The 19,879-nt window shown below is 65.9% G+C and carries 20 protein-coding genes; 6 read left to right on the plus strand and 14 right to left on the minus strand.

The window, feature by feature from the left end:
• Positions 1–60: 60 nt before the first annotated feature.
• From ACT4ML_RS01435 to ACT4ML_RS01445, 3 genes are all read right to left on the minus strand, one after another.
• Positions 61–2,976 (minus strand): DUF1508 domain-containing protein, encoded by a 2,916-nt coding sequence (locus tag ACT4ML_RS01435; RefSeq protein WP_444719264.1) that lies wholly within the window; start codon positions 2,974–2,976, stop codon positions 61–63.
• A gap of 326 nt (positions 2,977–3,302) precedes the next feature.
• Positions 3,303–4,130 carry a pantoate kinase gene (locus ACT4ML_RS01440; RefSeq protein ID WP_444719265.1) on the minus strand — a complete coding sequence of 276 codons (828 nt, stop codon included), beginning with the start codon at positions 4,128–4,130 and terminating at the stop codon, positions 3,303–3,305.
• Positions 4,131–4,232: 102 nt separating this feature from the next.
• The gene (locus ACT4ML_RS01445) at positions 4,233–4,910 is read right to left on the minus strand and encodes a helix-turn-helix domain-containing protein (protein WP_444719266.1); all 678 of its coding nucleotides are present in this window, start codon (positions 4,908–4,910) and stop codon (positions 4,233–4,235) included.
• A gap of 363 nt (positions 4,911–5,273) precedes the next feature.
• Here ACT4ML_RS01445 and ACT4ML_RS01450 point away from each other — a divergent pair, with 363 nt between their 5' ends.
• Positions 5,274–6,125, plus strand: coding sequence for an esterase/lipase family protein (locus tag ACT4ML_RS01450; RefSeq protein WP_444719267.1), 852 nt, complete (start codon positions 5,274–5,276; stop codon positions 6,123–6,125).
• A 472-nt stretch (positions 6,126–6,597) separates the two neighbouring features.
• Here ACT4ML_RS01450 and aspS read toward each other — a convergent pair whose 3' ends face one another.
• Positions 6,598–7,902, minus strand: coding sequence for an aspartate--tRNA(Asn) ligase (gene aspS, locus ACT4ML_RS01455; RefSeq protein WP_444719268.1), 1,305 nt, complete (start codon positions 7,900–7,902; stop codon positions 6,598–6,600).
• 174 nt (positions 7,903–8,076) lie between these two features.
• On the opposite strand from aspS, the gene ACT4ML_RS01460 reads away from it, so the two are divergent.
• On the plus strand, positions 8,077–8,865 hold the full coding sequence (locus ACT4ML_RS01460) for an SIR2 family NAD-dependent protein deacylase (protein WP_444719269.1): 789 nt from the start codon (positions 8,077–8,079) through the stop codon (positions 8,863–8,865).
• A gap of 87 nt (positions 8,866–8,952) precedes the next feature.
• Here the strand turns inward: ACT4ML_RS01460 and ACT4ML_RS01465 are convergent, their stop codons facing one another.
• The 6 genes from ACT4ML_RS01465 to ACT4ML_RS01490 all read right to left on the minus strand — a co-directional run bounded on the left by ACT4ML_RS01465 (position 8,953) and on the right by ACT4ML_RS01490 (position 12,227).
• On the minus strand, positions 8,953–9,654 hold the full coding sequence (locus tag ACT4ML_RS01465) for a phosphoglycerol geranylgeranyltransferase (RefSeq protein ID WP_444719270.1): 702 nt from the start codon (positions 9,652–9,654) through the stop codon (positions 8,953–8,955).
• Between the two features lie 190 nt (positions 9,655–9,844).
• Positions 9,845–10,018, minus strand: coding sequence for a hypothetical protein (locus ACT4ML_RS01470; RefSeq protein ID WP_175416355.1), 174 nt, complete (start codon positions 10,016–10,018; stop codon positions 9,845–9,847).
• A gap of 137 nt (positions 10,019–10,155) precedes the next feature.
• A complete protein-coding gene (locus ACT4ML_RS01475) occupies positions 10,156–11,346 on the minus strand; it encodes a threonine synthase (protein ID WP_444719271.1) in 1,191 nt (396 codons plus the stop codon).
• Between the two features lie 174 nt (positions 11,347–11,520).
• Positions 11,521–11,697 carry a 50S ribosomal protein L37e gene (locus ACT4ML_RS01480; protein WP_006186041.1) on the minus strand — a complete coding sequence of 59 codons (177 nt, stop codon included), beginning with the start codon at positions 11,695–11,697 and terminating at the stop codon, positions 11,521–11,523.
• Entirely contained in the window at positions 11,694–11,921 is a 228-nt protein-coding gene (locus tag ACT4ML_RS01485) for an LSM domain-containing protein (RefSeq protein WP_138244219.1), read from the minus strand. The genes ACT4ML_RS01480 and ACT4ML_RS01485 overlap by 4 nt, the downstream gene beginning before the upstream one ends.
• Positions 11,922–12,035: 114 nt before the next feature.
• On the minus strand, positions 12,036–12,227 hold the full coding sequence (locus ACT4ML_RS01490; protein WP_444719272.1) for a hypothetical protein: 192 nt from the start codon (positions 12,225–12,227) through the stop codon (positions 12,036–12,038).
• 282 nt (positions 12,228–12,509) lie between these two features.
• Between ACT4ML_RS01490 and ACT4ML_RS01495 the strand changes: the two genes are divergently transcribed.
• The gene (locus tag ACT4ML_RS01495; RefSeq protein ID WP_444719273.1) at positions 12,510–12,821 is read left to right on the plus strand and encodes a hypothetical protein; all 312 of its coding nucleotides are present in this window, start codon (positions 12,510–12,512) and stop codon (positions 12,819–12,821) included.
• Positions 12,822–12,886: 65 nt separating this feature from the next.
• Positions 12,887–13,843, plus strand: coding sequence for a zinc-dependent metalloprotease (locus tag ACT4ML_RS01500; RefSeq protein ID WP_444719274.1), 957 nt, complete (start codon positions 12,887–12,889; stop codon positions 13,841–13,843).
• A gap of 320 nt (positions 13,844–14,163) precedes the next feature.
• Here the strand turns inward: ACT4ML_RS01500 and ACT4ML_RS01505 are convergent, their stop codons facing one another.
• The 3 genes from ACT4ML_RS01505 to ACT4ML_RS01515 all read right to left on the minus strand — a co-directional run bounded on the left by ACT4ML_RS01505 (position 14,164) and on the right by ACT4ML_RS01515 (position 15,744).
• Positions 14,164–14,388 (minus strand): hypothetical protein, encoded by a 225-nt coding sequence (locus tag ACT4ML_RS01505; protein WP_444719275.1) that lies wholly within the window; start codon positions 14,386–14,388, stop codon positions 14,164–14,166.
• Complete coding sequence (locus tag ACT4ML_RS01510; RefSeq protein WP_444719276.1) at positions 14,385–14,783, minus strand: nuclear transport factor 2 family protein; 399 nt, start codon at positions 14,781–14,783, stop codon at positions 14,385–14,387. The genes ACT4ML_RS01505 and ACT4ML_RS01510 overlap by 4 nt, the downstream gene beginning before the upstream one ends.
• Positions 14,784–15,192: 409 nt before the next feature.
• On the minus strand, positions 15,193–15,744 hold the full coding sequence (locus ACT4ML_RS01515) for a hypothetical protein (protein WP_444719277.1): 552 nt from the start codon (positions 15,742–15,744) through the stop codon (positions 15,193–15,195).
• A 146-nt stretch (positions 15,745–15,890) separates the two neighbouring features.
• On the opposite strand from ACT4ML_RS01515, the gene ACT4ML_RS01520 reads away from it, so the two are divergent.
• The gene (locus ACT4ML_RS01520) at positions 15,891–16,145 is read left to right on the plus strand and encodes a hypothetical protein (protein ID WP_444719278.1); all 255 of its coding nucleotides are present in this window, start codon (positions 15,891–15,893) and stop codon (positions 16,143–16,145) included.
• Here the strand turns inward: ACT4ML_RS01520 and ACT4ML_RS01525 are convergent.
• Complete coding sequence (locus tag ACT4ML_RS01525; RefSeq protein WP_444719279.1) at positions 16,142–16,720, minus strand: SPW repeat protein; 579 nt, start codon at positions 16,718–16,720, stop codon at positions 16,142–16,144. The genes ACT4ML_RS01520 and ACT4ML_RS01525 overlap by 4 nt on opposite strands.
• Before the next feature lie 220 nt (positions 16,721–16,940).
• Between ACT4ML_RS01525 and ACT4ML_RS01530 the strand changes: the two genes are divergently transcribed.
• The gene (locus tag ACT4ML_RS01530; protein WP_444719280.1) at positions 16,941–19,679 is read left to right on the plus strand and encodes an AAA domain-containing protein; all 2,739 of its coding nucleotides are present in this window, start codon (positions 16,941–16,943) and stop codon (positions 19,677–19,679) included.
• The last annotated feature ends 200 nt before the right edge of the window (positions 19,680–19,879 follow it).

The following is a 19,879-nucleotide window of genomic DNA, read 5'->3' on the forward strand; positions in this document are numbered from 1 at the left end:
TCGTACTCGGGTCGGTCGGTAAAAAAGTCGATTGATAGCCGTCGATAGCCGGGGAGACCGCTATTCCGTGAACGTGATCCAGCCCTCGGGGGCCTGCGCCTTCACGTCGTTCATCGCCTCGCGGGCGTCGGTCCGGCTCTCGTAGGTCTGGGTGCTTTCGGCCATCGTCGTCCCGTACTCGTCGATCAGCTGCCAGACCCAGCCGTCCTCGGCGGTGTGGAGTTCGAACGAGACGCTGTCAATCTCGAGGATGCTCGCGGACTCGATCAGTTTGCGAACGTCCTCGAGGGCCGCGCGCGCGTCGTCGGCCGTCTCGTGGGTCTCGGAGCCGGTCGCGACGGTCCGGCCGTCCTCGTCGATGAGCCGCCACTGCCAGCGGTCGTCCTCGTCGGCGACGAGTTCGAAGGAGGCGACGTCGAAGTCGACGCGGCCGGCCATCGGCGCGAGCTGGCGGACCTCCTCGATCGCGTCGAACAGGTCGGCCTTGCTCGCGGCGGTGCCGACCCCGTTGGCGATCACTTCGCGGTCGCGGTCGACGAGTTCCCACGACCAGTCGTCGGAACCGTCGAGTCGGATCGCGGCGTCGTCGATCGCGAAGATCGGCGCGTCGGTCGCGTTCGCCTGCAGTTCGTCGACGCCGGCCATCGCGGCCTCGCGGTCGGCGTAGGAGATACTCGAGTCGGCGATCTCCTCGCGATCGCGGTCGAGCAGTCGGAAGCGCCACTCGTCGGTGCCGTAGAGCTGGACCGACACGTCACCGATCGTGTAGCGACCGGCCGACGCGGCGGCGTCGCGGATGTCGTCGAGGCTGTCGACCAGTTCGTCGCGGGTCGGGTACGCCTCGCCGTCGACGGCGACGGTCTCGCCGGACGGCATGACGAACCGCCAGTGCCAGTCCTCGGTCGCGTACGTCTGGAAGACCGCCCGGTCCATCGTCCGGACGTCGGAGTCGAGGTACTCGAGCAGGCGGTTCATCGCCTGTCGCGCGGCGCCGCGAGTCGGGTGAGTCGCCGGGTCCTCGGCGACGAGTTTGCCGGCCTCGTCGATGAGCCGCCAGCCCCACTCGTCGTCCTCGTTGACGAACAGTTCGAACGCCGCGGTCTCGATCTCGAGCAGTTCGGCGTCGGGGGCCTGCTCTTTGAGCGTCATCATCGCTTCGGCGGCCTCGCCGCGGGAGGTGTGTTCCTCGCCGCTGTCGGCCAGCACGTTGCCGTCCTCGTCGATGAGCCGCCAGCGCCACTCGCCGGAGTCGGCCTCGTAGACCTGGAAGGCGGCGTTCTCGAACTCGATGAGCTCGGCCTCGCTGGCCTGCTCGCGGACGCGTTCGATCGCCGTCGTCGCCGCCTCGGCGTCGGCGTGTGGCTCGGTGCTCGCGGCGACGACCTCGCGGTCGTCGGTGACGAGCCGCCAGTGCCACGGGCTGGTGTCGTCCGCCGCCGGTGCGTCGTCCGCGACCGTTCCGCCGTCGGCGGCCGGTTCGGGTTCCTCGAACGGCGTCGGAAGGTCGTCGTCCTCGCCGCCCGGCGCGTCGTCGGGAGCCGCGTCGGCCTCGGCGTCGGCGGGGTAGACCTCGTACTCCGCGTCCTTGATCTCGACGACGTCCGACTCGAGCGCGTGGTCGCCGAACTGGTTGGTCCACCGCTCGGACGCGTCGCGCTCGGCGGTCCCCTCCGGACCGCGCGCGACAACGTGTTCGTTCGCGTCGACGAGCCGGTAGCGCCACTCCTCGCCGGACTCGTAGAGTTCGTACGTCGGCTCGCCGGAGACGGTGACCGACGCCGACTCGAGCGCCGGCAGCAACGCTTCGGCGGCCTTCTCGGCGTCGCGCCGGGAGTCGAACTCGGCGGCGCTGCTCGCGACGACCTCGTCGGCGGCGTCGACGAACCGCCACGTCCAGCCGTCGGCCCGTTCACAGAGTTCCACGCCGATGTGCTCGACGTCGAGCACTCGCGCGCGGTCGAACCGCTCGGCGAACGAGCGGGCGGCCTCCTCGGCTCGCTCCTGTGTCGAATGCCCGTCCTCGCTCGAGGCGAGCGGCGTTCGGTCGTCGTCGACGAGTTGCCAGTGCCACTGATCGCGCTTCTCGGCGTAGGTGAACGCGGCCCCCTCGATTTCGATCACGTCGGCGTCCGGGCCGCGGTCTTTCAGGAAGCTTACCGACTCCTCGGCGCCGTCACGCCGGTCGAACTCGCCGGCACAGGAGCCGACGATGCTGCCGTCGTCGCGCGCGAGCGTCCACTGCCACGTGCCATCCCGGTCCTCGTAGAGCCGGAACGCCGAAGTCGTCAGCTCCATCAGCCCCGCGGAGCTGATCTGGTTCTGAACGCGCTCGATCCCCTCCGTCGCGTCCGGCCGCGTCACGGCACTCTCCGTGCTCTGGGCCAGCGCCTCGAGGTGGAGGACGTGCCACTTCCAGTCGCCGTTGTCGTCGCGGAAGGCGGCGAACTGGGCCCCTTCCATCGCGTCGCCCGTGAGAATCGGCGGATCGTCCGTCGTTCCTTCCTCCTCGACGAACATCCCCTTCTGTCCCGTGAGCACGGGAACGAGGGCCGTCACGCCCGCGATGATCCCGATACCGAACGTGTAGACCGAAATGACCTCGACGCTGTAGTCGACGCCGAGATTCCGCCAGTTGTACGGATACGCCCACCCGAAAAAGCCGACGCCCCCCAACGCGACGAGCAGTCCGACGACGCTCGCCTGAATCCCCCTCGTCCGCACCGGCAACATGAGGACGATCCCGAACAGGCAGAAGGCCAGCCCCGTCGCGGCCGTGACCCCCGAAATCCTGATCAGCGTGTAGGGATTCCCCTCGCCCGCGTAGCCGATCACGAACGACGCCACGCCGGCGGCCCCGATGATGTAGCCGACGATAAACAGCCAATAGCCGTAGACGTCCTTGCTTGAGTCGGGTTCGCCGACGTAGTGTTCATACAGTTGAAACAGGTTTTGGTGAATGTCAGTCAGTGATGCCATTGCCAAACTTGACCGGATAACTTGAACGAATCATAATAAAGTTCTGGCTAGCCATACGAAATCAGTCATGTAGGTTCAGAACAATCTATCCGGCAGTGATCCGGTCCTCGCAGTCCGCCGATAGAATCGAAAAACACGCCCTTACAGGCGGACAGAACCGCTCTATCGCCAATTTTCGAGGGATCCGATACCAACGTAGAGCGTCGGTGTCGAATCGAATCGGATTCCGTCCGCGAAAACGATCGCTGAATCAAGTCCGACCACCGACTGTCCGGCGATTCTGCGGCAGATATCTACACCGGCTGATAGATAGCAGGGGTACTTAACTACCGCAACACCGCGCCGGCCGGATGCGTCGCACAGACCGACGGCTCGTAGCCGGCGTCGGAGAGTCCCGTCCCGAGCGCGAAGACGGTTTCGCCGAGCATGGCCATCGACGCCTGTCCGTCGGCCGCCGAGACCTCGCGGATCGCCTCCGCGACCCGCTCCGTGAGCAGGCCGGCGTCGCGCGCGAACAGCCTCGAGGCGTACAGCAAGGAGAGCAGCGTCGGTTCCTCGACGACCCGGGAGAGCGCCTCCTTGCCGGCGGCCGTGAGCTGCTCGGTGTCGCCCGAGAGCACGTCGGCCGTCGAGAGTTCGCCGAACGAAACGTACTCGACGCGCGCCCGCGCCGGAATCGCGTCGAGCTTGTTGTCCTGTGGCCCGCCCGGCTCGAGGCGGATCGGAACGCCGCCGTGGGCCTGCGCGACCACGTCGCCGAGTCCCGTCCCGGCCTGTACCTCGGCACCGTGAGCGATCGTCACGAGTTCGTTCTCCGAGAGCTTGCGCTCGAAGACGCGGTTCGCCGCGAGCGCCGTACCGAGCGCCATCGCTCCCGAGACGCCGAACCCGGCTCCGAGCGGCAGTTCGGAATTCGCTTCGACGCGGGCGGTCGCGTCGAGCGTCTCGAGGACGGTCGTCACCGGATCGACCTCAAGTTCGGTTCCGTCGAGGACGATCGCTGATTCCTCTGCCGGTTCGACCGTTACTTCGACACCGTCTGTGAGCGTCAGTCCCGCACCCCGTGAGCCGGCTTTCGTCGGATCGTCGTCCGGGTGAGCGCTGAAAAATCCCGTGACGTGTCCGGGGACGAACGCCGTCGCCTCCTCGCGCATTATCCCGTCGTATCGGTCGGAACGATATAACGTTGTAGATTCCCTGCTCGGCGATGGGAGCCGGAACGACGGGCAAGAACCGGAGGACAGCGCTCGGCGACGTTACGACGAGTCGTGCGATCGGTTCGCGACGGTCGCCGAGACGAGCGTGGATTCGGTCCGGCGGAGGATCTGTCCGACGGAACTCGCCGAACAGTCCAACTCGGCTGCGATCTCTTCGTAGGTGGCACCGCGCGGATCGTCGTAGTAGCCGTGCTCGTAGGCCATCTCCAGTACCTCCTGCTGGCGCTCGGTGAGATCGTCGTAGCGCTGATCGACCGACGGCAACGAGTTCGAGACGGCCTCGACGGTGAGGGCTGCGAGTTCCCGGTAGCTCTCGATGAGCCGCTGGACATCGTCGTCGGGCCCGGTTACGGTCGTTCGAAGCGACGATCGGTCCGGATCGACGTACACGATCGGGTACTGGACGATCACGCCGGTCGTATGGAACGGCTCGATGAACCGGCGATTGAGGTCAGTCGGCTCATACCGAAGCTGTAACATCGTCCGCCCGTCCTCGGCGCTGAGCTCGCGGTCGACGAGTCGCGAGAGGTCGTCGGGAACGTTCGACCGGACCTGTGGCGGCGTTCCGGCCACCTCGAGAAGGGCCTTGACGGTCCCGTCCTCGAGGAGACCGATCTGGTGGATCGCCTCGAATCGAAGGTCGTTCTCGCGACACCACCGCTCGGTTGGATCGAAGTACCCGCGGTGTGGAGTGACAACGTAGGTCACCCGTTTCATGGTAATAACCCACACAATTATCAATAAAAAATGTTCCGCAACCACCAGTTTTGAGTCGTCGATTAGAGCAGTCGGCTCACACAGGCACCTCAAAAGCCGATTTCGACCGCTCTACGGACGGTTTGTGGAATCGGTCTCAGGAATCGCACCTAATATTTCCGGCGGGAGTCCCATTCCAATGTCGTTTGCTCTGCTTGTAGGCGTGTTTGCGATCCCGGTGCGCGCGAGTTACGGCGGATGCTCGCGACCGCCACAATGCTCATAATAGTTATACTATTGAAGTGTGATCGGACCCCGACATAACTGTATTCAGAACTGAAGAATAACGAATTACCGTATTACCAATCATGATTCCGACGCGTCATGGCAGACAACGACAGCGAGAACGGTACACAGCGACGTTTCGAGGAATCGACCGGATCGACTAGACGATCCATCCTAAAAGCGACTGGCGTGACGGCCATCGCCGGGACGGGACTCGCAGCCGCCTCCGGTTCGGCGTCGGCACAGGTCCTCGGCCCCGACGTCATCGAAATCGACGACGGCCTGTTCGGCTGGAGCGCCGACGGCAGCCTCCCGGTCACGGACGAACTGCTCGTGTTCGTCCACGGCTGGTTCGGCGACACCACCGTCTCGAGTCAGGCCTCGAACGTCGAGAACTCCCTCGAGTCGGGCGGCTATTCGCCGACCGAGACGGTCGCTCTCGAGTGGCCTGCGACCAACTTCAACTTCATCGGCGCGGAAGCCGACACCGAGAACGTCGGCGAGGTTACGGCCGACCTCATCGAAGAGTTCTACGACAGCGGCGGCGGTAACGTCCGACTTGTCGGCCACTCGCTTGGCGGTCGCTGTGTCCTCTGGACCGCGACCGAACTCGGCAGCGGCTACCAGATCGAGACCGTCGCCCCGCTGGGCGCGGCCGCCGACGGGTCGGAAGTCTGTGGCAGTCCGTGGAGCGCCGGTCTGGACAACGCCTGCGAGGTCCGCAACTACCACTCGAACAACGACTCGACGGTCGGCAGCGCCTACGGCGGCTTCGGTGACACGGCCCTCGGAACCGAGGGAGCCGGCTGCGATCCCGCCCCGAACTACACGGACGTCGACGTCACCGCCAGCGTCGGGAGTCACCTCGCGTATCTGGGCGACTCGATGGTCGGTAGCGACCTCGCCGGCGCTATCAACAGTGGCTCCTGTGACGGTAGCAACGGCGGCTAGGGCTGGGTCTCCCGTCCCGCTGCGCCCGCCGTGAACTGCGATTTGGAGTGCCCGTGTCGTTTTTTCGCTGCGTCCCGCCGTTCCCGTCCGGACAGGCCGCTCGCTCGGGTACGATTCGATAGCCGCGCGACTACGGGGTCTGTAGCCAGACGCGGCGATAAATAGCGGTGGTGTCGTGTCCACCGTTGGACTCGCGCTGGTCGTCCAACGAGCCCCCGTTCGACAGTTGCGTCGTCGCCTACGGACTCAGACGTTGGCGATCACGCGAAACTCGTTTCACTCGCTTCGCTTGCTCCCAGAGACTTCGCCCTACGGGCTCAGTCTCTGGCGATCTCGCGGGAACAGCGAGAGACTCTCCCCATTCGTCTCTCTGGCTCCCACTCGACAGTTGCGCCGTCGCCTTACGGCGACAGGCGCTGCCGGTCTTGCGAGACTTCGCTTCGCTCGTCTCGCCGGCTCCCAGAGTTGTCGCCTACGGCGACAAACGCTGGCGATCTCGCGGGAACAGCACTGCTTCTCGAATGTTGTCCAGCCCGAGGATGGTCATGAGCAGGCGCTCGCCGCCGAGGCCGAAGCCGGCGTGGGGCGGCATGCCGTACTTGAACATCTTGGTGTAGTACTCGAACTGGTCGGGGTCGAGGCCCTGCTGTTCGAAGCCTTCGATGAGCTTCTCGTGGCGGTGCTCGCGCTGGCCGCCCGAGACCAGTTCCATGCGCGGGTGCATCAGGTCGAAGCCGGTCGAGAGTTCGGGGTCGTCGTCGTGGTCCTTGATGTAGAACGGCTTGATCTCGCTGGGCCAGTCCGTGATGAAGTAGTGGCCGCCGACATCCTGTCCGAGGGCCTCCTCGGCCGGCGTCGAGAGGTCGTCGCCCCAGACGAGCTGCTCGTCGAGTTCGCCCGTCGCGTTGATGCGCTCGATGGCCTCCTCGTAGCTGATGCGCGGGAAGTCACCCTCCGGAACCTCGAAGTCCTCGGCGATGTCGAGTTCCTCGAGTTGCTCGCCGAAGTTCTCCTGTACGGACTCGTAGGACGCTTTGACGATGCCCTCGGCGACGTCCATGGCGTCTTCGTGGTCGCAGAACGCGCCCTCGAAGTCGATCGAGGTGGCCTCGTTGAGGTGTCGCGGCGTGTTGTGTTCCTCGGCGCGGAAGATCGGGCCGATCTCGAAGACGCGCTCGACGTTCGAGCCCGCGATCAGCTGCTTGAACAGCTGTGGCGACTGGTTCATGAAGGCCTCCTCGCCGAAGTAGGTGATCGGGAACAGTTCGGTACCGCCCTCGGTCCCCGTGGCGACGATCTTCGGCGTGTTGATCTCCGTGCAGCGGAACTCGCGGAACTGGTCGCGGACCGCGCGCAGCACGTCCGAACGGATCTCGAAGATCGTCTGAACGTCTTCCTTGCGCAGGTCGAGCGTGCGGTTGTCGAGTCGCGTCGAGAGGTCGGCGTCGACCTTCTCGGAGGGGTCGAGCGGCAGTTCCGGGTCCGCGGGCGCGACGACCTCGACGGACTCGGGGGTGACCTCGACGCCCGTCGGCGCGCGGGGCTCTTCCTCGACCGCACCGGAGACCGTGACGACGCTCTCGCGGGAGACGCCGAGACCGGTCTCGACTAACTCCTCGTCCATCTCGTCTTTCTCGAACTTGATCTGGATCTTGCCACTCGTATCCCGGAGAATCAGGAAGGCGATGCCCCCGAGATCGCGGATCTCGTGGACCCAGCCGGCGACCGTCGCGTCGTCACCCGGCTCGGCGTCGGCAGTGTAGGTTCTGTCCTGCATACCACCCGATTCACGCAGGCGGAACTTAAGCACAGTCGTTCGGAGTCGCGATCGGCGACCGACGAGCGCGCAATTGGCACCCCCGAGCGCTCGAGTGCGCTCGAACTCCCACCCACGGAGCGATGGCACATCGCCGTCCGCGTCTTTTTGGGTCCCGCGGCGGTGCCGCTAGGTATGGACGGCCTCGAACGACTCGCGGACGATATCCGGAACGCGGAGACGGTCGTCGCCTTCACCGGCGCGGGCATCTCAGCGCCCTCGGGCGTGCCGACGTTCCGGGGCGACGACGGCGTCTGGGAGCGATTCGACGAGGGACAGTTCGCCTACGGCCGATTGCAGCGCGATCCGGCGGGGTTCTGGGACGACCGCGTCGACCTCCAGCGGGAGATGTTCGACGGTGAGTTCGAACCCAACGCGGCCCACGAGGCGCTGGCCGCGATGGGACGGGACGGCGACCTCGAGGCGATCCTCACCCAGAACACCGACGGGTTACACGGCGAGGCGGCGGCGTCGGCCCGCGAGGGGACGACCGACGGTGAGAACGCCGGCGAGGCGACGGTTCTCGAACTCCACGGCAACTCCCAGCGGGTCCGCTGTACCGACTGCGGGAAGCGCCGGGACGGCGAGCCGATCTTCGAGCGCGCGGCCGAGGGAGAACTACCGCCGACCTGCGACTGCGGCGGCGTCTTCAAACCCGATGTCGTCCTCTTCGGCGAGCAGCTTCCGGGTGCGGTCATCCAGCGCGCCCGGTCGCTCGCCCGCGAGAGCGATGTCTTCCTCGCGATCGGCTCCTCGCTCGTCGTCGAACCGGCCGCGTCGCTGCCGCGACTCGCCGCGTCGACCGGCGCGACGGTGGGAATCGTCAACCTCGAGTCGACGCCGTGTGACGACATCGCCGATATCGTCTCTCGAGCGGACGTAACGGACGCGCTGCCGCGGCTGCGAGCGCTCGTCGCCGAGTAGCGGCCGTTGCCGCGCCGCTCGAGTTGGCGCGCTGTGAGAACCGCAGCCGAATCGGAAGAAGAGCGGACCGCTGAGCTTGATCGCGCGTTAGGCGTCGTTCGCCGCCGCGACGGTCTCGCGGACGGCCTCGATCCCCTCGTCGTGTGCGAGGTCGCCGACGACGATGACGTCCGCGTACTGGGCCATCGCGTACGCGGAGTCGTAGTCGTGGATGCCGCCGCCGTAGAACAGCGTCGACTCGTCGGTGGCCTCGGCGGCGGCCTCGACGACCGCCTCGTCGCCGAGGGTGCCGGAGTACTCGACATAGACGATCTCCTGGCCGAACATGTGCTCGGCGACGGTCGCGTACGCGCCGACGTCGTCGGCCTCGAGGTCGCAGTTCGCCTCGGTCAGTTCCGCCACGTCGGCCTCGGGATTCATGACGATGTAGGCCTCCGTCGTCGTCCGCTCCCAGTCGAGTTCGCCCTCGAGCCGGACCCACTCCTTGTGGGCCTCGGTGATCCAGAACGGCGAGCCGGCGTTGAAGACGGTCGGGATGAGATAGCCGTCGAGCGCGTCGTCCTCGAGGACGACCTCGGGGTTCGACGGCTCCTGATAGAGCGCCACGTCGTGTTCGGCGCAGGCCTCGATGACGGCGCTCATGTTCTCCTCGGTGATGCCCATGGTGCCGCCGACTTCGATCGCGTCGGTGCCGGTCGCACAGAGATCGCCGTAGGTCACGCCCTCGGGTAACTCCTTGTCCGGATCGATCTTGAGAATATGATTCCAATCGTCCCAGGGGGTAGTCATACCGCCCCGTTTCCCGACAACCAGCAAAAACGCTACGGAACGACCCCGTCTCGAGACGTGCACGTCAGAAGCGCCGCCTGGCTCGGACACGAGCGCTAGCGCGGCGATCTGATCGCTGTCGAGTCCGGCCGCGATCACCCGATTCGATCGGTCGACGCGCGACCGAAACGCGAACGCGGTCCGTGCGCCGCTACAGTTGTTCGGCGCTGACGGCCCGGAGCGAGGTGTCGTTCTCGACCTCCCAGATCCGCAGTACGAGGTGGGCCTTACAGTAGTATTCGGCGGTCTCGAGGCCGGTCCGTCCGTTCTCGAGGACGAGCTGGCACGAGGCCCCGTTCGAACACTCTGGTGAATGTTCACACATTGGTACTCGTTCGATCTACTCGTCTCGCAGTCAAGACCTTGTCGGTGGAAAGCGTTCGGGTCCCGAAGTCGACCTGCGGCCCTGCTAGCGGTTCGAACGGCTGTATTCGGGTGTATTACCCGCTACTGCAGCCCGCCCTAGACGCCCTGGCTCATCAGGTGGCTGCGCAACACGTCGGCCTCCTTGTTGCCGGAGCCGGTGTTGACGATAACGACCGTTTCATCGCCGTCGAACGCGCCGCGCTCGGCGAGTTCCCATGCGCCGCTGGCCGCGGCCGCCGCGCTCGGGATGAGTTCGAGGCCCGTCGATTTGGCGACCTGCACGGCCGACTCGAGGATGTCCGGATCGTCGGTCGCGACCGCGCCGCCGCCGGTCTCACGGATCGCGTCGAGGACCCGCGGGCTCGCAGCGGGGTCCGGAATCTCGAGTTCCCCACAGATCGTGTCGGGGTGTTCGACCGGCTCGTGTTCCTCGCGGTCGTCCTCGACGGCCTCGACGATGGGCGCACAGCCCGACGCCTGCGCCGCGTAGAGGGCCGGCAGCTCGTCGATCAGGTCGAGTTCCCGCAGCTCCCGTGCGCCCTTGGCGAGTCCGACGAGCCCGGTCCCGGCCCCCGTCGGGTACGCGATCACGTCGGGACCCTCCCACTCGAGTTGCTCGGCGATTTCGTAGGCCATCGTCTTCGCGCCCTCGTGGCGGTAGGGCGTGGCGAACGCTGCCAGCGAGTACCAGTCGTCGTGTTCGTCGAGCCCCTCCTCGAACGCGCCGGCGGCGTCGCCGTAGCGGCCCCCGACGACGTTCATGTCGCCGCCGTGGACGTTGACCATCGCCTTGTTCGTAAAGCCGGAGCGGGAGGGCAGATACGCGTGGGAGTCGAGTCCCGCGCGGGCCGCGTAGGCCGCGACGGCCTGCCCGCTGTTGCCCGGCGAGGGAAGCGCGACGTCGGTTGCGCCGTCCCGGGCGGCCGCGGTGACGGCCACCGATGCGCCGCGGTCCGTGCTCGAGCCCGTGGGATTCCGTCCCTCGTCTTTGATGTAGACGCGTTCGACGCCGAGTTCGTCGGCCAGTTCCGGGCAGTCGACCAGCGGGGTCGCGCCCTCGTTCGTCGTCACCGCCGACTCGCGATCGAAGGGGAGCAGTTCGGCGTAGCGCCACTGCGAGTCGAACGGCCGGGCGGCGAGGGTCTCGCGATCGAGGTCGATCGCGTCGTAGTCGTAGGTCGGATCGAGCGACCCGCCACAGTCCGGACACCGGTGGGACTCGGCGGCGTCGACGATCGCCCCGCAGTCGACACACTCGAGGCCGGCGAAGGCGTCTGTCGTTGCCATACGCGACCCTTCGCGGCGTCGAACTAAGGGCTGTCCATCGGCGGCTCGAACCCGTTGGTTCGCGCCGCTCTAATCGGGACTCGAGGCTGGCCGATCGGGGGATTCGGGCGGCGAACAGTCGGAACTAGGCGAGAATTCGAGAAGCCGGCAGAATCGAACAGAAGACCGAAGCGTTCAGTTGTCGCCGGTTTTCGACTGCCACTCGTAGCCGCGGCGTTTGGCGGACTTGCCGAAGCCACACGACGAGCACTCTTTCTTCTTCGTGTGATAGGATTTCTCTCCGCAGCGACGACACTTCGTGTGGGTCGTCTTGTTCTTCTTTCCTTGGCTCGGGGTTCCTGCACCAGTCATGGAGTGATCGAAACGACGTTATCGCCGCGTATAATGGTTGTGTCTTCGACCGGCGGCTCCTCTTCGACGCCGCCCTCGACGGGAATCGTCACGTCCTCGAGTACCAGATTCATGTGTTGATCGTAGCCGGCGAGATCGCCGACGTACTCGTCGCCACTCTTGAGTCGCACTGTAACGCGTTCGCCGAGCGACGCCTCGAGGACGTCCAGCGGTCGTCCACTCATACGCAACACCGCAGGTGATGGACACTTAATCGTACCGGTCCGCAATCCGCCGGAACCCGTTCAGCGATACCAGTTAGGGCCGCCTTGAAGCGACGATCTATCGAGCACGTCGCCTTAAACGGCTTCAGTTTGACCGTTCTCGGCCACGGTTTTGAGGATCAGCGGTGTGGTAACGACGTCAATAACGGCGATTCCCAGTGCGACGAGTTGCGCCGTTCCGTCCAGAACGAAGAGAGCGACCGCGGCGATGGCGAGACCACTGAGTAACGCGTAGCCCCATCGGACGGCAGGGTTGTGGAGTACCATGATCGGGTTAATATTCCAACTAAACAAAAGCGTATCTATCCGCGACGGTTTCGCCCGCGGTATCAGAGGGATGGAAGAGATCATCCCACTGCCCAGTGAGGGATCAAACTGAACGAACACGAGCGGACGATACGGAGTCGGCAGACACGGTGTCGTACTACCCGGCCAGCAGTCGAACGGTTCAGTCGGTGAGACGAGCCAATTCTCGTAACCTGTCGCTACACACGTCAGTAACGGAGACCTAACCAAACGGCTAAGTGTGCACTCGTTGAGCGTCCGCCCATGGGAGACACCAACTTCACCCTCATCGAACTACGCTTCGACGGCGACGCACGGTTCGGACTGGGATCGCTCAGCGATGCACTGCCGTTCGGCGGGACCGACTCGTCGACGGACCTCGAGACCGAGACCGAGACCGAAATCGACACGGAGGACACCGATGACGAGTCCGGCGGCACGGGCAAAAGCGCCGTCGGCGCGCTGGTCGCGCTGGTCGTCCTCGTCGGGATCGCGGCCGCCGCCAAGCGATTCCGCGGTGACGACGAGGACCCCGAACTCGAGCCCGAGGACGAACCGGACGTCATCGTCAACTAATCCGGCGGTCGCACCGGGCTGGACCGAGCCGAACGCTTTTGCGCATCCTTCCCGTACCGATAGTCGTGAATCTCTATCGCAGCGCCCGGGCGGTTGCCGGGGCGTCCGGTGACGACGCGATCGACTGGCGGTCGGCCGCCGACGCCGCTAAGGCGGCGACCGACCCCGGCTCGCTCGATCTCGAGCCCGGGGAGCGCGAGGCCTACGCCAGCGACGTTCGGGACGCGAGGGCTGCCGTGCGGACCGTTTCGGGGGCCGAGTTCGACGTCCCCGAGACCGTCGAGATCCAGAACCGCCACCACTGGATCGACGCCAACGTCGCCACCTTCGAACGGGTCATGGGCACGCTCGAGACCCACACCGGCACGTTCCCCGGCGTCGCCCGGACGATCAACACGGGGACGATGACCGTCCTGCTTTCGTTCCTCGGGCGGAACGTCCTCGGGCAGTACGACCCGCTCTTGCTGGCCGACGCGCCCGCGAACGACCACGCGTTGTACTTCGTCCGGCCGAACATCCTCAACGCCGCGTCGAAACTCGACGTCGACGCCGACCGGTTCCGCCGCTGGATCGCCTTCCACGAGGTGACCCACGCCGCCGAGTTCGGAGCCGCGCCGTGGCTTTCGGATCACCTCGAGTCCCGCATGGAAGAGGGGATCGCGACGCTCTCAGAGGGCTCGTTCGACCGGGAGGCGTTCCGCGATCTCGACGCCGCGATGACCGTCGTCGAGGGCTACGCTGAACTCCTGATGGACCACGCCTTCGACGAGGAGTACGAGGACCTGCGCCGGAAACTCGACGAGCGCCGGCAGGGCCGCGGACCGCTCCAGAAGCTCTTCCGACGCCTGCTCGGGCTCGGGCTCAAAGAGCGCCAGTACGAGCGCGGGAAGAACTTCTTCGAGCACGTCGTCGCCGTCCGCGACCTCGAGACGGCGAGTCTCGTCTGGGACCAGCCCGAGAACCTCCCCAGCCACGACGAACTCGACGCGCCGGGGACGTGGATTCAGCGCGTCGATCGCTAAGTCGGTCCGTTCTCAAAGACTCATTGCGAGAGGGTCATTTTCCGGCTCGAAGGCTCGTTTTCAGGCACAATCGAGGAAGACTAGCACGGGAGGAGACGGGCGTCCTGCTATCGTGGCAACAGGGAATCGCCACTCCCTCCCCAACCGATTTCTCCTCACGGGCACGAAGTGCCCGTTCGGACGGTTCGCGGGACCGTTGGTCCCGCGCTAACGCTCACTCACTGTCGTTCGTTCGCTCATCCCTCGCGCAGGTGTGTCCCACGACTCGCTATTCGCTCGTCGTGGGCCAGCGCGCGCACCGCAGCGGGCGCACAGTAAATTCAGTCGGTGGTGATCCAGATCAGGTACCACAATAACGCGCCGCCGGCGACGCTCCCGCCGACGATCGCCGCGCCGATCACCGCCAGCGGGGCGTTGTTCTGGATCGCGATCAGGCCGCCCGACAGCCCGACCAGTAACACGAAGACGGCTTTGAGCTGTCCGGAACCGGCGGGTCGCTCGCTCGAGCGCGAGGAGCCCCGTCCCGGCCCGCGACCGCGGCTCATAGCTCGCGGGGGGCGCTGACGTGCATCGTCGCGAATCGCCAGTCGCTCGCGCTCGAGCCGTCGTCCGATTGCCGAACTAGCGTGGCGCTCCAGCGGCTGTCGAACCGATACCGCTCGCCGCTGTCGGTGTCCGTCCACTCCATGTCGACTTCATCGGCGACCGTCGCGAACGCATCTCGTTCCTTGACGACGAGATTGCGGCTCTCGATCGTCCAGTCGTCGGTCGTTTCGGTCTGTTCCTCGAGGGCTGTGGCGACCTCGCTGCCCCCGAACAGGGACTCGCTGATGCCGAACTTGACGGTCGATTCGCCTGCGAGGAAGTACGGTTCGAGGGGGTCACCGTTCCGGAGCGCATCGTAGTAGTTGCGGACGACGGTCTCGGCGTGGTCGCTCATATGGCGTCTATCGGAGGCCGGTTGCAAAGATTCACCGGACAGTCGCAGGTGCATTCGATTGCTCGATTGGGCTGTCCGTCTGTTCGTCGATTGAGGAGAACTCTACGCAAGTATTCGCGAACGAAGTGAGCGATTTGCTACGAGAGAGCAGCGCTCTCTCGGCATCAAGCGAAGCCTTCCGGCTTCGCGGACCTCGCGAATCTCCGATTCGCTCAGTCACGAAAGAGCGCTCAGCGCTCTTTCGAACGACACCGCCGGAGCGGGGCAACGCCCCGCGGCGGCGGACTTTTTCATCGAAGTCCACGAGAGTTCCGCTCTCGCGGGCCCATCAGAAATCTTCGATTTCTGAGGACGTTTTTGCGTGAGTGGTTGCGAACGGAGTGAGCGACCCGAGCGGAAAACGTTCGGTTCACATGAAGCCGCGGTCGACCTCGTCGGTCTCGATCAGGTCCTCGAGTTCCGCGTTCAGCAACTCGTCTGCCTCGTCGAAGCGTTCGGCGAGCCCCTCGAGTTCGTCGGGCCGGTCGTACTGATCGTACTCCATCGGCCCGAAGGCGGGGCTCTCCATGGCCTCCATCACGTCGTCGAACAGGTCTTGGGGCCGGGTCGGCGCGTCCGCGTGCGTCTCGAGAACCGTCTCGAGGCGCTTGCCGACCGTCTCGGCCTCCGCCTCGTCTTCGGGCGGGGACTGGACCGCGAAGCGCCCGCCAGAGTCCCGTTCGGGCATGAACGAGCCGATTTCGTCGTCGAGGCTGCGGGCGACTCGCGTGCCGACGCCGCGGACCTCGAAGGGATTCTTCGCGTACGTTTTCAGGAAGAAGACGCCGGCCCGGGGATGCGCGAGGTACATGTCTTCGCCGACGCCGCCGGCGCGGTCACCGGCGACGGCGCGCCAGTCCTCCGGATCGACGTTTCGCTCCGTGACGTCTTCGAGTATGTCCTGCCACTCGCGAATCCGCATGGGCGGCGATTGGACCGCGCGCAGAATGAACGTGTCGGTTGCACCGAAAAACGCCATAATTGGACCTTCACGGTCCGAAACACCCGATTAGAACCAAAAGGAATACCATGACTCCCCAGTCAGGAAACGTAACCAGCGCTTTCCCTATGTCCGTCCGCCAACCACTCTCGTTCGTCGAACTGTTTCGCGCCACGCCGGCCAAGAGCTCGCTGTTGACGCTCGCACCGCTCGCGCTGGCGCTCGGCCAGGTATGCAATAGTTACGTCAACGGCGTCTCGCCGGTCGTCTCGATCGCCTTCGCCTGTGTCATGGTCGGGTTCGCCGTCGTCGCGATGGGCCACCACGCCGCCGAACACCGCGTCCGCCGGCTCGAGACCGAGTACGGGACCGACCAGGCCTAAGCGCCCGGCCCGGGTTCGGTCGCGACCGTCCGCGCCTCGCGGGCCTCGTAGGCGTTGTACCCCGCGAGTCCGGCGATCAGGACCCCGGTCGCGAGGGTGCTCCAGAAGAGGCCGCCGGTCATCTCGAGCAGCGCGGCCGAGACGATCAGCCAGATCCCGAGGACGGCGATCAGCGACGCGATACCGGTACTGAGCGGGACGTCGTTTGCAACCCGATAGTAGTTGTAGCCGGCGGCGGCGAGGACGACGAGCCCGACCAAGACGTTGTTCCACAGCGGTGCCGCGGCGGTCTCGAAGACTACCACCGAGAGCGCGACCCACGCGCCGAGGACGGCGACGAGCAGGCTGACGACGGAGGTCTTGCGCCGCCGCTCCTCGCTTGCGACCTGTGTCGACTCGTCGCGCGGGTCGCGACCGCCGGAGCGCTCCCCGTCTCCGATGCCGGTTCCGGAGTCGATGTCGGCGGCCGCCTCTTCCGGCCGATTGACCGGCCCGTCGTCGGCTCTGCCCCCCGAACCGGTCCGGGGTCCCGACTCGTCGCTCGTCCGACGATCGTCGTCGTTCGGGTCACTCATGGCACCGAGCGTAGGGTTCGGGATCCCAAAAGCGACGTGCCTGTTCCAGCCGCGGTGGCGACTCGAGCGAAACCGAGAGCCGTGGTAATCACGAATTACCGGACTCGATCGTCGGCGCGGACTGCGCGCGACTGGGCGGACGAGTCCGACTCGCGCGAGCGCAACGCAGTGCAGCACTGCGACCGATAGCGTTTTTGATCGCTCGCTCGTGACGATAGCTGTGCACGTACGCGGAACCGTCGCGGACGAGGTCGAAGTGCGGTCGGTGTCGACGAGCTACGGCGAGAGCGACCTCGCGGAGGTCCCGCTCCGGATCGCGACCGAGGGCGACGAGCCCGCCGGCGACGCCGCGCCGACGCGCAGCGACGGCGGAACGGCGGCCGTCGCAGATAGCCGCGAGACGACGACGGTGACGCTCTGGAACAAGTGGACCGAGTCGGCCGAGTTGCTCGAGCCGGGGATGGAGCTGCTCGTGACGAACGCGAAAGAAGAGGAGTATCAGGGTGAGATGCAGTACGCAACGACGGGCGAGTCCTACGTCGTCGTCGAGCCGTCCTTCCTCGTCAGCGTTACCTCGATCCGCAACTGGGTCGAGTGTCCCCGTCTCTACTACCTAAACAAGCTCTCCGGGGTACCGCTGAACTACCCCGTGGTGAAAGGGACCCTCGTCCACGAGGTGTTCGGCGACCTGCTCCGAGGTCGGGACCTCGAGGAGTCGATCGACGCCCGCGTCGAGGAACGGGGCCTCCAACTCGGGCTGCTCGGCGAGACCCCCGACGCCGTCAAGGAGGAGATCCGGGAGAACGCCAAAGCGATCGAGGGCTGGCTCGAGCAGGGTCGCCTGACGGAGGAGGACAGTTGGCGCTCCGAGCAGTTGCTCATCAGCGAGACCTTCGGGATTCGGGGCCGGGCCGACGCCGTCCGCCGAGGGGCCCCGGTCGAACTCAAGACCGGGAAGAACCTCAAGAAGGAGCCGCGGTTCAAGGACAAAGTTCAGGCCGCCTGCTACGCGCTCTTGCTCGAGGAACACGGCGGCGACGTCGATATCGGCACGCTGCTCTACACGAAGAACTCGGCGCTGGACCGCAACGAGGAGACCGGCGACCTGACCCCCGCGAAGGAGTTCTCGATGGGCGACGGGCTCCTGAAGTACGTCGTCCGGCTGCGCAATGAGATCGCGGCGATGGAAACCTCCGGCGACATCCCGACGGGGTACGAGGCGGACGCGAAGTGCGAGTACTGCTTCGAACAGGACACCTGCATGGTCGTCTCCGGCCGGCTCGATCAGGAGTCCAAGGCCGGCCAGATCGGGCAGTCCCTGCCCGAGGAGGAACGCGAGTACTTCGATCGCTTCTACCGGGCGATCGAGGAGGAGCGCCGGGAGGTCCACCGCGAGTACGCCAAGCTCTGGGAGCAAACGGCCGAGGAGCGGGCCGACGACGACCGCGCGCTGATCGACCTCGCGTTCGTCGAGAAGCGGCCGCTCGAGGGCGGCCGGTGGGAACTCAGAGCGCGCAACACGGGCGGTGCGAACTCGAAGCTTCGGGAGGGCGATCTGGTGCTGGCCAGCGACGGTCATCCGGTTCGCGGGAACTCAGAATTGGCTCGAATCGAACGGCTCAACGACGAGATCGTGATCACCGCGGACGAGCCGGTCGAAGTCACCCGGCTCGACGTCTACCCCTCCGAACTGACGACCGACCGGCTGCTCGTCGCGATGCACGACGCGCTCCTGAAAGGCGACGAACGCCGGAAAGACATCCTGTTCGGGCGGGCCGAGCCCGAATTCGGGGAGATCGAGGAGACGTTCATCGACAACAACGAGCGCCAGAACGAGGCCGTGACGAAGGCCGTCGGTGCCGAGGACTGCGCGCTGATCCACGGCCCGCCGGGCACCGGGAAGACCTACACCATCGCCCGCGCCATCCGCGCGATGGTCGAGCGCGGCGAGCGCGTTCTGCTGTCGGCCTTTACGAACCGCGCCGTGGACAACGCCTTGGAGGCTTTACTCGAGCAACTCGACGATGTCATCGACGAAGAGCGCGTCGTCCGGGTCGGCTCCGAGAGCGGGATCCGCGATGACATGGAGCCGTATCGCCTCGAGCGAGCGGGAGAGCCCGAGGACCGCGTCGCGAAACTGCAGAACGCACAGGTGGTGGCTGCGACGACCTCGACGTGCGGCTCGCGGATCATGAAGGAACAGCAGTTCGACGCGGCGCTGGTCGACGAGGCCGCCCAGCTCACGGAGCCGGGAACCTGCGCGGCGATCAATCTGGCCGAGCGGTTCGTCCTCGTGGGCGACCACGAGCAGCTCCCGCCGGTCGTCCGGGCCGAAAACGACCTCACCGAGTCGCTGTTCGAGCGACTCGTCGACTGCCACCCCGAGGCCGGCGTGATGCTCGACCGGCAGTACCGAATGAACCAGCGCATTCAGGTCTTCGCCTCGACCGAGTTCTACGACGGCCAGCTTCGGCCCGCGACGCCCGACGTTGCGAGCCGAAATCTGGACGATCTCGAGGGCGTCTCCCGCGACCGACTTCCCGAGACGCTGCGAGATCCGGTCTCGTTCGTCGACGTCGAGGGCGACCGGGGACAGTACACGGACAGAGAGGAGGCCGCACGAATCGCGGAACTGATCGAAACGTACGAGGACGCCGGGCTCGACCGGTCCGAAATCGGTGTCATCGCCCCCTTCCGGGCGCAGGTGTCGGAGATTTCGAAACACGTTCCCGACGACGTGGCCGTCGACACCGTCGACCGCTTCCAGGGCTCGAGTCAGGAGGTCATCATCGTCTCCTTTACCGCGACCGGCTCGCTCGAGGGGCCGATCTTCGAGGACTACCGGCGGATCAACGTCGCCCTGACCCGGCCCAAGCGCGCGCTGGTGCTCGTCGGCGACTCGTCGGCGCTCGCGTCGGACCCGGTCTACGAACGGATGCTCGAGTGGGCGCGGCGGTGAGCGGCCGGCCGACCGGCGGTTCATTCGCCGATCCCGTCTCGGTTCGTCCCGACCCTCGTCCCGGCGGGTGCCGCCGGCACTGCACCAGCAGGGCCCACTTTTAGTGCGTTCTTGCGTGTGGCATGCTCCCGAGAACGCACAATGGACGAGAGTAGCGCGGGCGAGTTCACGGAATCGAAGCGACGCGGGCGAGGAGGACC

Origin of the sequence: Natrinema sp. LN54 (assembly GCF_052439245.1) — an archaeon.
Lineage (GTDB): Archaea > Halobacteriota > Halobacteria > Halobacteriales > Natrialbaceae > Natrinema > Natrinema versiforme_A.